Source organism: Planctomycetota bacterium (assembly GCA_038746835.1).
Lineage (GTDB): Bacteria > Planctomycetota > Phycisphaerae > Tepidisphaerales > Tepidisphaeraceae > JBCDKH01.
Genome location: JBCDKH010000096.1, coordinates 1 through 12,983, shown reverse-complemented (window position 1 = coordinate 12,983; position 12,983 = coordinate 1). Strand labels below are relative to the sequence as shown.

Annotated in this window: 8 protein-coding genes; 1 reads left to right on the top strand and 7 read right to left on the bottom strand. The window is 67.3% G+C overall.

What is annotated here, in order from left to right:
• Positions 1-65: 65 nt before the first annotated feature.
• The 5 genes from AAGI46_10460 to AAGI46_10440 all read right to left on the bottom strand — a co-directional run bounded on the left by AAGI46_10460 (position 66) and on the right by AAGI46_10440 (position 11,037).
• A complete protein-coding gene (locus AAGI46_10460; protein MEM1012625.1) occupies positions 66-4,325 on the bottom strand; it encodes a hypothetical protein in 4,260 nt (1,419 codons plus the stop codon).
• 96 nt (positions 4,326-4,421) lie between these two features.
• Complete coding sequence (locus AAGI46_10455) at positions 4,422-6,755, bottom strand: hypothetical protein (GenBank protein ID MEM1012624.1); 2,334 nt, start codon at positions 6,753-6,755, stop codon at positions 4,422-4,424.
• Between the two features lie 25 nt (positions 6,756-6,780).
• The gene (locus AAGI46_10450; protein MEM1012623.1) at positions 6,781-9,000 is read right to left on the bottom strand and encodes a BatA domain-containing protein; all 2,220 of its coding nucleotides are present in this window, start codon (positions 8,998-9,000) and stop codon (positions 6,781-6,783) included.
• Positions 9,001-9,033: 33 nt separating this feature from the next.
• Positions 9,034-9,966, bottom strand: a complete 933-nt coding sequence (locus AAGI46_10445; protein MEM1012622.1) for a DUF58 domain-containing protein — start codon at positions 9,964-9,966, stop codon at positions 9,034-9,036.
• A 9-nt stretch (positions 9,967-9,975) separates the two neighbouring features.
• A complete protein-coding gene (locus tag AAGI46_10440; GenBank protein MEM1012621.1) occupies positions 9,976-11,037 on the bottom strand; it encodes a MoxR family ATPase in 1,062 nt (353 codons plus the stop codon).
• 110 nt (positions 11,038-11,147) lie between these two features.
• On the opposite strand from AAGI46_10440, the gene mutM reads away from it, so the two are divergent.
• Positions 11,148-11,963 (top strand): bifunctional DNA-formamidopyrimidine glycosylase/DNA-(apurinic or apyrimidinic site) lyase, encoded by an 816-nt coding sequence (gene mutM, locus AAGI46_10435; protein ID MEM1012620.1) that lies wholly within the window; start codon positions 11,148-11,150, stop codon positions 11,961-11,963.
• A gap of 97 nt (positions 11,964-12,060) precedes the next feature.
• On the opposite strand, the gene AAGI46_10430 is transcribed toward mutM, so the two are convergent.
• Both AAGI46_10430 and AAGI46_10425 read right to left on the bottom strand, forming a co-directional pair.
• Complete coding sequence (locus tag AAGI46_10430) at positions 12,061-12,255, bottom strand: hypothetical protein (GenBank protein MEM1012619.1); 195 nt, start codon at positions 12,253-12,255, stop codon at positions 12,061-12,063.
• On the bottom strand, positions 12,255-12,815 hold the full coding sequence (locus AAGI46_10425) for a thioredoxin domain-containing protein (GenBank protein MEM1012618.1): 561 nt from the start codon (positions 12,813-12,815) through the stop codon (positions 12,255-12,257). The genes AAGI46_10430 and AAGI46_10425 overlap by 1 nt, the downstream gene beginning before the upstream one ends.
• Positions 12,816-12,983: the final 168 nt, after the last annotated feature.

The window sequence follows — 12,983 nt, the reverse complement described above, 5'->3', positions numbered from 1 at the left end:
CGAGGGAAGGGTGAGCGCGAGGCAAAGAGTCGCTATCGCTGCCGAAACGGTTCGTCGTGAAGGCATCAGTCGTCGTCCTTTTCGCTGAGCGTTTTGTAGAAGGCTTCCGTCAACTCTCGGTACGCGTCGAGCGTGCGGTCGGTGCGGGTGTCGAGGATGGCCTGACGTTGACGCGGTGTCAGGCCGCCCCACTCGGCGAGGGTTTCTTCAAGCTCGCGCGACAGATCAGCGTCAACGCCAGCCGGGCCGTCGGAGGTGCTGTCGCCGGTGCCGTCCTGCTGTGACGGAGTTGCCTGTTCCTCGCCGGGCTCTCGGCTTTGCTGCTCGCCCGAGTTTTGCTCCGGCTGCTGCTGAACGCCGCGGGCATCGCCTCGCTGCTGCTGTTGTTGCTGGCCGGATTGGCCTTGCGAACTGGACGACGAGCTCTGCTGGTTGTTGGACTGCTCGGCGAGTGCGTCGAGCTCTAGCAGAATGCGCTTCTGCACCGCCTGCGTCACCGGGCCGGCGTCTTTCAGGTCACTGAGGCGTTGACGACTGCGGGCAAGGTAGTCGCCGAGTCGACGGACCGACGCGTCGCCGCCGCCTGCCGCCGCCTCGCCGGGCATCGGCTCAGCATCGCCCTCGCGGCCGGCATCGCCGAGGAGGTCATCGAGAAGATCGCGATCGTCCAGGGCCTCGTCGACATCGTCGGCTTCGCCGAGTTCCTCGGGCAACAGCGTGTCGGCCGCGGGTTCGTTGGCGAGCTTGAGCTGGCCGCGGCTGTACTTCTGCAGCATTTCATTCAGGACGCGACGAAGCTCGCCCTGCTCTTCGCCCAGAGGCGTCGGATCACCGCCGGTGTCGTGGGTTCGGACCGTCTCGGCGTTGAGCTGTTCCTGGAGCTTCTTGAACAGTTTGATCTCTGCAGCGGGTGGCAGCGGCGGGCCTTGCTCGCCCTGCTCGCCCTGGCCTCCGCCGGGGCTCTCGTTGCGCTGGAACCGCTGCTCCTGCGACTCGAGACTCAACGAGTCAATCAACATGTCGAGCCCTTCGAGCACTGCCTGCTGCGTCCGCTGCGTCTCGTCCGACGTGTCGAGCTCGGCCAGACGATCGACGATCGTCTGCATGTCGGCGAGGATCAGGTCAACCGCGAAGACGAAGACCGTGCCACCGGCTTCTTCGAGGGCTGTGCCGATGTCGGACAGTTCGTTCGACAACTCGACCTGGGCCGGTGCCAGGACAGCCCGCGGCGTCAGGCGGTCGCGTCGTGCCAGCTCGCCAGCGGCGGCCTTCTCGGCCAGTTCGCGTGTCGGCGTGACGATCTCGGCCTCCTCGGCATTCCGCAGCGTGATCAGACGCTGGCGGATCGCCTCGCGCTGCTGACGCTCCAGCTCTTCGGCGACGCGACGCTGTTCCTCGTTGGCCGCCTCCAGTGCCTCTCGCAGAGACGACAACGCTTGCACCTGTGGCGGCTCGTAGGCGCCGGCGAGGTCCTCGTCGCGTAGCTCGACGGCGGCCCGCTCCATGCGGAGGGCGGCGCGTGTGAGGAGCTCGCCGATGTTGCCACCGTCGCGAGCCTCTGCATCGGCGGTGGCGGCGAGGTCGCGGGTGTTCCGTTCGCTCTGCTCCTGACCCGCCGACAACCGTGGACGAGTGGGCTCGACGGCCTGATCCGGATCGCGACCCGCGACAGCCAAGAGCTCGATCAGTGCCTCGCCGTCCAAGCCCTGCAGCGTGAGATTGTCCGCATTGTGCCCCGCCTGTAGCCGGACGAGCCGCTCGATCTGGTCGCGTAGCTCCGCCAGCTCGCGCTCCAGCCGACGCAACGCCTCGCGCTCGGCCTCCTCGAGCTGACGCAGCACGATCTCCAGTCCGAGCTCAGCTTGCTCGCGTGCTTCGTCGGCATCGGACTGCCGGTTTTGACGCTGCTGCTGGGCGGCCTGCCGCTGCTGGCCGGCGACGTCTTGCTGACGACCGGCCTGGGCAGCACGTCGCATCGCCTGAGCCGATGGGTCAGCGGGCTGATCAGGCGACTGACCCTCGGCGGCGGCCTCGGCCTGCTGCTGCATTTGGTCGAGGGCCTGCTCCGTCTCGTTGGCGAGACGCTCCTGCTCGTCCGCAAGACGTTCGGTCTCGGCACGGTCCTCCTCGCTCATCTCCTCGGCCGTCTTTCCGAGGTTGCGGCCGGCGACTGCGTCGGCCTGCTCATCGAGTTGACGCTGCTCTTCCAGCAAACGACGAATCGCGTCGGTCGACTGCCGCAGCGTGCCGATCGACTCCATCTCCTTCATCACGTCGGCCAGACGCTGGTCGGCCTCTTCCTGTGCCTCGACCGCGTCGCCGGCTTCTCGCTGACGATCGTCGGCCTCCTCGGCATTGCGGGCGGCGTCGATGTTCGCGGCCGCACGGCGCATCGGTCCCTCGGCAGCGTCGTTGAGACGCCGGGCGACCCGCTCGGTCATCTCGGTCAGGTCCTGGGATTCGGCTTGGTTTTCCGCAAGACGACGATTGGCCTCACGGACGCGGTCGGACAGCCGCTTCACTGCCGCGGCCTCGCGCGACTGGCGACGCGTCAGCCGTTCGCCGGCTTCGAGGTCGGCTTCGTCAAGCTGCTCCCGGTCGGCCGTCTCTTCGGCCCAGACGCTGGTCTCGCTCCGCGCGGCCGACTGGCGACGCCGGGCCGCGTCGACCTGTTCCTTGACCTGCTGCAGCTCGCGAACGACCTCGCGGTTCAGCTCGGCCTGGCTGATGATCGTGATCCGCTGCCGACTGCTCTCGACAGGCTCGTGCCGCTGGCCGGCAAGGTCGTAGTTGTCGCGAACGCGGACGTAGTACTCCAGCACGTCGCCTGGTCGAAGCTCCTGGCCGGCAGCACTTGCCGACTCGGCAAGGTTCCAGTCGAGGGCGAGTCGGTATCGCCGGGCGTTGTCGCGACCAGACTCGGAGGTCGCGTCGCCGGCCATCAGGTCGATCGTCGTCTGCCAACCTTCGCCACCCGGCGGCGGAAGCCGTTCGACGACCAGCTCTGCCCACTCCAGACCGAAGTCGTCCTCGGCCGTCGCGGCGAACGGCACAATCGCCTGGGGCGTCCGGCTGCCATTGCGACGCGGCTCGTCGATCTGCACGGTCGGCGGTGCGTCGGGCCGGACGATCACCTCAAACGTCGGCGACGGATCGCTGCGGAAACCGTCGATGCCCACGGCTGAGGCGCTGAATCGGAGGGTCTGACTTGCGACCAGTCGCGTTGTGACCGTCGAACCCTCGACCGACCAGTCTGCGTCGAGACCTTCGGCGGCGACATCTTGATCGGCGGCCAGGCCTTTGCCGTAGCCGAGGCGGATCGCGACTTGTGAGCCCTCGCCAACCACCGCTGAGCCGTCGGTCAGGTCGACTTGCCTTGGCCGGCTGTCGCCCACGTACGGCGGCGGCACGACCTCAACCATCGCCGACACCAGCGCTGGCCGGCGTACGACGCGCACGACCTCCGGGCCCGACTCGTCGTCGCCCGCCTCGACCCAGATCGACAGCTCACCCGAAGCCGCCTGTTCTGCCAGACGCGGATCGATCGAGGCCGTGAAAATGCCGTTTTCGCCCCGCTGCATGAGGACGCGTCGAACCGGGCCGGTCTCGCCGAGACGCCAGCGGACGACGGGCTCGACGCGGTTCGGGTCGCCCTTGGTCAGCTCGGCCGTGACGATCAGCGGCCGATTCGTCGGGTGGAGTTCCGGCAGCTCAGCCGCCGACACGCCGAATCGCTTGGGCCACTGGTGGTTCGGATTCAGCGGATCGATCAGCCGCCCCGCGATGGTCCCCGCCAGCGGCCCGAGCAGGATCGCCGCGATCAGCAGCACCGCCACGCCGCCCGTCGCCAGGAGTCCAGCCTGGACGGCGGGCTTGGGTCGCAACAGATCGTTCCACGCCACGTCTCGCGCGGCCGCCTGGGCCTCGTCGACGGTGAGCCGTCGCATCGGGTCGTCGGGATAGTCGCCCCGCTCGCCGACGAACGACAACGCACTTCGCAGCCGATCGTCAAAGACTGGGAATCGCTCCTCGGCATGCCCGGCGACCTCGTCCAGCGTCGGCGGGTCCGACAGTGGGCGCCAGACGTGCCGGTAGCCGAGCCACGTCAGCACGCCGATCGCTCCGACAAGTCCGACGAGTCTCGGCCAGCCCGGAAGCCGCAGAACCCAGTCGACGATCGCCCCCGCGAGAATGAGTCCAACGCCTGCCGCGACGACGATGCCGACGCCGCGGACGACGTCGAGCGTGGTCACGCGCCGCCGAATCGCGTCGAGTCGATCCACGAGGGCCTTGGGCGACAGCGATGGCTCTGGGGCGTTCGACATGGTGATTCGGTACGACCTGTCCGTGGCCTCCTGCCGCGGACCGCGTTACCCTACAGAAATCAACGTCCGAGGTCGTGTCTTTGTTACAGCCGCGATTCAGATCAGCCCAGCAGCTTTTCGGCCGACCCATTCGAGCGTGAGCAGCACCGCCAACGCGATCAGGGCGATTGGAGCGTCCCAGAGGGATCGGTCGGTCATCACCGGGACGCGGCGCTCGGCGGACGGAAACCGGAAACTGGCAGCATCGGCAACGGAAATCACCTCGCCGCCGGTGTCGCTCGCGAGACGCAGGAGCGCCGGATGGTCTGTGGCCGGGCGTTGCAGCTCACTGCGAGGCAGTTCGATCGCGAAGTCCGCCCCGAGCTCGGGCTCGTCACCCGAAAGCGGACTGACGACGGCGGCGTAGACGCCTGGACGATCAGCAACGAACGAACCGGTGAACCGCGCCGCCTCGCCGCCGGTGGCCTCGGTGCGTCGCCGCAGCGACACCGACGAGATCGCTCGGCCGGCAGTGTCCTGCACCTCGGCCTCGACGCGATCGGGAAGACGCGTCGCCAGCCGCGGGTCGAGGATGCGGAGTTCGACGTTGGTCCGCTCACCCAGCTCATAGGTCGGGCGATTGACGTCGAGCGTCGCCCGGCGCTCGCCGAGCTTTCGGCCGCGGGCGAGGTAGCGGAGCTGTTGGACCCAGTACGTGTCGAACACGGGTTCGCCGGTGTAGTAGCGGAATCGCCAAGAGTCGTCGATGCCGTTGAACAGCGTCCGGCCGGCGCCGTAGCGGCCGGCGACCAGGATTGGCGCAGCCCGGCCGTCGGCGGACTGTTCGTCGGGGTGCTCGGCCAGGACATCGCCCACGCCGGACTTGGGACGAAGGCCGGTGGCGAACCAGAAGACCTCGCGCAACCCGTCTTGAAGGAAGCGCTGGTTGGCCTCCCTGTCGGCGAAGAATCGGAAGATACCGGTGCGCTGGCCGGCACTGGTCACGATCGGCCGCCAGCCGGCGATGCCGCTGACGGACTGGCTCGGCTCGGCCACGACCTCGACTGGCAGCAGCGCCTCGATGGCGGTGCCTTGCCACGACCACGGACTGTCGCGCGGCCCCGCGATCATCCCGAAGCCACCGCCGCGATCGCCGACAAACTCGCGGATGAGCTCGAGCTGGCCATCGCTGAACTGACGCGGGCTCACGTCGCCCAGCAACACGACGTCGTAAGCCTGAAGCTCCTCCGCACTGACGGGGAACCGGCGGATTGGCGTGTTGCCCTCTTGCGCGAAGTCGCTGTCGGCGCTGGTCAGCAGGATGCTGGCGTCGATGGTCTCGTCGCGGATGAGGCGGTTTTTCAGGTAGCGATACTCCCAACGCGGATAGCCGTCGACGTAGAGCACGCGGATGTCGGCCTCGAGGACGTCGATGCGGAGGTTGCGCCGGTTGTCGCCGCCATCCGTCTCGCGAACGCCCGATGGCGGCTCGGCGACGACGGCCAGCTCCAGCGTGCCGACGAATCGCGCTGGGATTTGCAGCTCAACTTCCGCCGCCTCGGCCTCGTCGGACGCGGCGACGGTCGCGGTCACGGGCTGGCCGTCAATGCCGAGGATGGGCGATCCGTCCGCGTCGAGGGCTCGGATGACGGTCGGGCCACGTGCGGCGTCGATACCTCGTAGCCGGACGCGGGCGAGGACGTTGACGACGTCGCCGGCGAAGACGTTGGGCTCTGCCGAGACCGATTCGAGCGTGACGTTGGCCGGCTCGTCGGGGGAGCCGATCGGCAGGACGCTGATCGGCAGGCCGGCAGCTCGCGCAGCGGCCTCGGCCACCGTGTCGCCGGTGGTGGTCCGGCCGTCGCCGACGTAGATGATGCCCGCGACGTTCTGGCCGCGGAGCTTGCGGGCAACCTCGGAAATCGCGCCGGCCACGTCGGTCGACTCGCCGGTCGCCTCGACACTCGCAAGGTCATCGATCTCAGCAGCGGACGACGCAGCCGTGAAGAGGCGAACGGCGTGGTCCTCTTCAGCGGACGCCGCGAGACTGCGGGCAGCGTCGAGCGCCGCATCGATTCGCGGCCTCGGCTCCTCGTCGTCCGCGTCGGCAACCTGCATCGAGGCGGATGTGTCGACCACCATCGCGACGACGCCCGGCTCCACGCGGACCTTCCGCAGTGACAGGGTCGGGCGATTCAGCAAGACGATCAGCAGGACAAGGACGCCGATGCGGAGCGTGCCGAGCGTGATCTTCCACGAGCGTTTGCGTCCGTCGCGCCGGTACGCCCACCAGACCAGCAGCACGCCTGCCGTGAGCAGCAGAAGATTCCACGACGCAGCACCGAAGGCTTCCTGCAGCGGCCAGCGTGGGCGAAACGTCAGGCCGAGGTCGCCCTCGCGAGCGAGAAAGCCGGCGTCCAAGCCGAGGAGGATTTCGAGCAGTCGTTGCAACGGCAGTTCAGTGGAAGTCTAAGGGCTAGCCACGGCGGCGGCCGAGGAAGGCGGCGTAGGCGACTTCGCCCGCGGCGAGGGTCAGGCCCAGCATCAGGAGCATCCAGCCCCAGTCGCTGCCGTCTTCCGACGCGGCAAGCGTTTCGCCCGTCGTTTCGGCGGCATCGAGGAGGACGACGTCGTCACCGAAGATCGTCCGGAGCGTGCCGTCGTCTGCAGGTGTCAGGTCGCTCTCGACTGAAGGAAAGTTGACGACGACCGGCAGTCGCACATCGCCCGCGACCAGTTCGAAGCTGCCGACCTCTGCAAGCGGCGGCGAAACCCACGTCGGCGGACCTTTGGTGAGACGACGCTCCAATCGAATCGGCGTCGTCCCGCCCAGCAGCTGCGGCACGACGCCAGGCGGCAGCTGAACCGATGGTGGGACGACGAGGCGCTCGCCCGCGATGCGCTCCTGCCAGGCCGTCCCTCCGCCGGCTGCACCGACAGCGTTGCGGAAGAGCTCGTGGACGAACGCTGGAAAGTTATCGAGCAGCGGCAAGAGCGTCCACGCCGGATCGTCGGCGGAGGTCGCGACGGTGACGACTTGCCCCTCGCCCAGCCGGTGAACGAGTACGGCCGGGTCCATCGTGCCAGCGAATTGCAGCACAACGTCGCTCGTTTCGGCGGGCTCGATCTGCCAGTAGCGACGGAACAGCGGTGCCTCAAGACCGGTCTGATCGACGCCGGCGAACGCTTCGAGGAACGGATGCGCCTGGTTCGGGTCGAAGTCGAACGCGACGAGGCCGATGTCGTTGTCGGTGGCAGCGTCGGCGGCGATTTGGCGGACGAGCGTTCCAGGCAACAGGCCGCGTGGCAGTAGCGAGGCGGCGTAGTTGCCGACGCTGACGTCGCTGCCGAGCCAGACGAGCAGCGTCGCGCCGCCCTCCACGAACGTCGCGAGCCGTCCGGCCGACGCGTCGTCGATGCCGCCGACGTCGCTCAGCACGACGGCCTCGTACGCGTCGAGCCGCGTGTCGGGCAGCTCCAGTCCGGTGATCTGCCGGACGTCGACGTAGCCGGCCCCGCCGGGCGAGAGTGCCACCGACAGCAGCGACCGAGTCTCGCCAGGGCCGTCGGCAGCTGAGGTGCCCTCGACCACCAGCGTCGGAAGCGCAGCCACGCGTTCGACAACCGTGAAACGTTCGTCGTCAGCTGCCAGCGCGTCGTCGGCATTGACCAGCGAGAGCGACACGACGCGGGCAATGCCGTCTTCGAGTGCGTCGGCCACCTGTGACTCCGCGGCGACCTCGGTGCCTTCGGGTGCGATCGCAATCGGCCGGCGATCGATTGTGGTGCCCGAGACGCTCCACGCGACGTCGGTCGACCCGGTGCCCGCGAGCGTCGCGACGATCGGCACGTCGAACCCGCGGCGGACCAGTCGCTCCTCCGGGCCGACGGCAAGAACCGCGGTGTTGACCGGCGTGTCGCCCGTCGGTCGATAGAGGCGGACTTCGTCGAATCGCTCGCTTACCACGCCCGACGCCGACTCCAACCTCGGGTCGGCAACGGCATCGGCCGCGAGATCGCTCAGGACGTGCAGGACAATCCGTTCACCGGGCTCTGCAAACTCCGCAGCATCAATCGCCCGGGCGACCGCGCCGGCAAGGTCGGTCTCCAAGGACGTCGTCGGCAGGCTCATCAGCACGTCGGCCGCCGCAGCCAGATCGAATGTCGGCTCCGGGACAAGGTCGCCCGCCGGTGCAGACGCTGCAAAGGCGGCCACCCGCGCGTCGGTCCGCTCGGCCTGCTCCAAGACGGCAACGGCCACCGACCGCAGCTGGTCGACGACGGTCGTGTCACCCGTGATCGCCTGCGTCGAGCCACTGTTGTCGAGAACGACCAGATGCAGCGTCCGGTCTCGCCCCGCGACGCCGGCAAACGCGTTGTCGCAACCGAGCGGCCTGGCCAGTCCGATGCCGATGCAGCTGATGAGCAGACACCGCATCGCCAGAAGCAGCCACGACTCGAATTGCAGCCGACGTCGGTTTCGCCGCATCGCCTCCAGCACGAATCGCATGGCCGCAAACTCGACGGTCTTGAACCGACGGCGATTCAGCAAGTGGATCACGATCGGCACCGCAGCCAGCAGCAGGCCGCCGATAGCAAGGCCGGGCGTGATGAACGACACCGCGAGTGGAAAGCTTGAAGCTTGAAGCTTGAAGCTTGAAGTCAGAGCCGGATCAGTCGCAACGTCCACGATCATCGAGAGCCTTTCTGAGCTTCCAGCTTTCTGCTGCTAACGACGCAGCCGCGCTCCTCGTCCTGCCAAGAACACGCTCAGCGGCATCTCCAGGCTTTCGCCCGTGTCGAAGCGTTCGAAGTCGGTGTCGATCTTGCCGCAGATGCGGCTGACGGCGTCGTGGTGGGACGCCAGCGCGTCGAGGTAGCCCTGCCGAAGGGCCTTGGGCTCGATGAGCAGCTCGCCGGCCTCTTCCATGCCCTTGAAGAGCGTGACGTCGTCGTAGCCGAAGGCCGTCTCTTCGGGGTCGAGCAGCTGCAGGCAGACGAGGTCGTGGTTGCGAAAACGCAGGGCTTTGAGGCCTTTCTCGATATCGGCCGGGTCGTCGAAGAAGTCGCTGAGCACGACGACGAGGCTTCGGCCCTTGATCTTGCCGGCAAGCTGTCGCAGCACGCTGCCCACGCCGGTCTTGTTCCATCGCGGCACGGCCTGGAGCTCGTTGACCAGCGTCCGCCACTGCCCTCGTGTGGCGGACGGCCGGACGTAGCGAATGAGCGACTCGTCGAAGACTGCAAGGCCGACGGCATCGCTGCGGAGCGTCGCGAGGTAGGCCAGCGTCGCAGCGAGTGTGGTCGCGTGGTCGAACTTCGTCCACGTGTCGCGGCCTCGATGACTCGTGACCGTGCCGAAGTCCATGCTCTCGCTGGCGTCGACGGCGAGGATGATCTGAAGCTGCGTTTCTTCCTGGAACTGCTTGATGTGCAGCTTGTCGCTCCGGCCGAAGACCTTCCAGTCGATGTGCCGGACGTCGTCGCCCTGCACGTAAGGCCGGTGCTGGGCGAACTCGACGGACGAGCCCTGATGCGGCGAGCGGTGCCGGCCTTGCATGAGCCCTTCGACGACCCGCCGCGTACGCAACTCCAGCGACTTCACGCGAGCCAGTGCCCGCGGGTCGAGGAAGTCGTTGAGGTTGTCGGCGTCCGTGGCCAAAGCGATGGGTTAGGCGGCGGACTGGAACGACTGCGCCTGGTGCCCGTCGGCGTCGTCGTATTGCTGTCGCGGGACGGAATCGATGAGCTTCTGGACGACGATTTCGCTGGTGATGCCCTCGGCGTCGGCGTTGAAGTTGGTCGTGATCCGGTGACGCAACGCCGGGACGGCCAGGGCTCGAATGTCTTCCGTGCTGACATACGGCCGGCCGTTGAGGAGCGCTCGGGCCTTGCCGCCGAGGATGAGGAACTGCCCGGCACGGGGGCCAGCGCCGAAGTCGACGAAGTCGTCCACGAACTGCGGCATGCCTTCGCCACGACGACTGGCGCGGGTCAGGGCGAGTGCGTACTTGATCACATGATCGGCAGCGGGCACTTTGCGGACGGTCTCCTGAAGCGTCAGGATTTCTTCGAGCGTCAGCACCTGCTTCAGCTCGTGCTTCTGCGGGGCCGTCGTGCGTCGGATGATCTCGACCTCCTCGTCCTCCGTCGGGTAGCTGACGAGGATGTTGAACATGAAGCGATCGAGCTGAGCCTCGGGCAGCGGGTAGGTGCCTTCCTGCTCGATCGGGTTCTGCGTCGCCAGGACGAAGAACGGGTCGGGGAGCTCGTAGGTCTTGCCGCCGGCGGTGACGTGGCGTTCCTGCATCGCCTCCAGCAAGGCAGCCTGGGTTTTGGGCGGCGTGCGGTTGATCTCGTCGGCGAGGATCACGTTGCTGAAGACTGGCCCCTTGATGAACGTCATCTGACGGTCGCCAGTCGCCTGGTCGCTCTTGATGACGTCGGTGCCGGTGATGTCACTCGGCATGAGGTCGGGCGTGAACTGAATGCGGTTGAAGTCCAGGCCGAGGGTTTTGGCGACGGTGCTGACCAGCAGCGTTTTGGCCAAACCCGGCACGCCGACCAGCAACGCGTGCCCGCGGCAAAACAGGGCAATCAGCAGCTCCTCGATCACCGCGTCCTGACCGACGATGACCTTGGCCAGCTCCTCTCGCATCTGCGCGTAGGCGGTGCGGAGCTTCTCGGCAGTGGCGAGATCGTCCGAAGAAGGCGTGTCCGTCGCGTCGACCATGGACGGAGTCTATCGACCTCCCGAACCGAATGCGGCATCAGCGGGTACCAGAACAGGCGGTGCGATCGCGGTCGGACCGCGCCGGACGGACCCGATCGCAATTTTGCACGATGCCCGAACTCCCCGAGGTTGAAACCGTCGTCCGCACGCTCCGCCCCGCCGTGGTCGGCAAGCGGATCGATCGTGTTTCGCTTTTTCGCGACGACTACGCGACGCCGGGCGACTTCGGATGGGGTCTGGCGAATCGGCGTGTGACGGGCGTGCGACGTCGTGCCAAGCGAATCGTCATCGACCTGTGCGGCCGAGAGAGCTTCGTCGTCCACCTCGGCATGACCGGACGCCTGACACTCGACGAGCCCGCGATGCCCAGGGCCATCCACACGCACGCCGTGTTTGCGATCGGATCGAAAGAACTGCGTCTCTGCGACCCAAGACGGTTCGGCAGGCTTCACTGGATCGGCAGCGACGCGGGCGAAGTCGACGCGCGTGTCGGCCCGGAGCCGCTAGAGCTTCCGGCGGCCAAGCTCGCCTCCATGCTGCAGACGACCGCACGGCCGCTGAAGTCGGCACTCCTCGATCAGACGTTCATCGCAGGCTTGGGCAACATCTACGTCGACGAGGCGTTGCATGCGGCAAGGCTGCATCCGCTGACGTCCTGCCGCGACGTCGATCGCCCGGCCGTCGGTCGGCTGAGCCGGGCGATCAAACGCATCCTGTCTCGCGCCATCGACGCCGGCGGCAGCACGCTTCGGGATTACGTGGACGCCGCGGGGAATGCGGGTTCGTTTCAGCAAGTCCACAAGGTTTACGGCCGAGCCGGCGAACCGTGTCGTCGATGCCGGACGCCGATCGTCAAGTTCGTCCACGCCGGCCGGGGGACGCATGTGTGTCCGACATGCCAACAGCAAGTCGTTCCGTCATCCTGAGCGAGCGGAGCGAGTCGAAGGACCTCGTTTGGAAGACGGTCCAAAACGAAGCGAGGTCCCTCGGCTGCGCTCGGGATGACGGATTAACCCCTCGCCGTCACAGCAGATCGACTTGCAAAGTCCCGTCGTGGTCACCGGCGTTGAGCTTCGAGCAGATCGCCTCGGCCTGTGCTTGGTCGCGGCACGGGATGACGAAGGACCGGTCCGTCTCGCTCGTGACGACGAAGCTGCCGTCGCTGCCTTTGGCGACGACAAACTTCGTGAGCGATGGCGGAACCGCATAAACCGGCATCAGGCCTTGTCCTGGAGAAAGTGGCGAATCTCGGCCAGGGCCTCCTTCGGATCACGCGACAGGCGTCGGCCGTCGAGGAAGAAGGTGGGCGTGCCGCTGACGCCGCTGGCTTTGCCGCCTTCGACGTCGGTCGCGACACGAGCGGCGTAGGTGCCGGCGGTGATATCGCCGTTGAACTTGTACGTCTCGAGGCCGACGCGAAGGGCGAGGCGTTCGAGGTCGTCCGTCGCTTCGCCGCCAGGCCTGGCATAGAGGGCTCGGTGCATCGGCCAGAACTGACCCTGAGCGGCGGCGGCTTCGGCGGCTTGGGCTGCGACGCTGGCTCGGGGATGGACCGTCGTCAGCGGGAAGTGCCGGAAGACAAACGCCAGTCGATCGCCGAAGTGCGCCAGCAAGTTTTCGACGTCCGGCTGCGTCGCGGCACACGTCGGGCACTCGTAGTCGCCGTACTCGACCAGGACGGCGGCTGCATCGGCGAGCGGTGCCCCGGTCGCGTGGTCTTCCTTGGAAACCGCGACGGCGAGCTGGCCCGCGCCGGGATGCTGGGGGAGTTTCGCCACACTTGAAGCTAGGTCGGTCGGGCCGACGGTTGATCTGGCAAGGCCCTGAGCGAACACTTGCCGCCCACGCCTCCGTTGAGACGACGCCGCAACGCCATGCCAGACAGCGCTCCTCCTTCCGACGAGACTCTCTTCAACGCGACACTGATCAGCCGCGAGGATCTCACT

Excerpts from the sequence above, each read along its gene's own strand:
- AAGI46_10460 (MEM1012625.1), bottom strand. The coding sequence starts at position 4,325 with ATGTCGAACGCCCCAGAGCCATCGCTGTCGCCCAAGGCCCTCGTGGAT.
- AAGI46_10450 (MEM1012623.1), bottom strand. The coding sequence starts at position 9,000 with ATGATCGTGGACGTTGCGACTGATCCGGCTCTGACTTCAAGCTTCAAG.
- AAGI46_10440 (MEM1012621.1), bottom strand. The coding sequence starts at position 11,037 with ATGGTCGACGCGACGGACACGCCTTCTTCGGACGATCTCGCCACTGCC.
- mutM (MEM1012620.1), top strand. The coding sequence starts at position 11,148 with ATGCCCGAACTCCCCGAGGTTGAAACCGTCGTCCGCACGCTCCGCCCC.
- AAGI46_10430 (MEM1012619.1), bottom strand. The coding sequence starts at position 12,255 with ATGCCGGTTTATGCGGTTCCGCCATCGCTCACGAAGTTTGTCGTCGCC.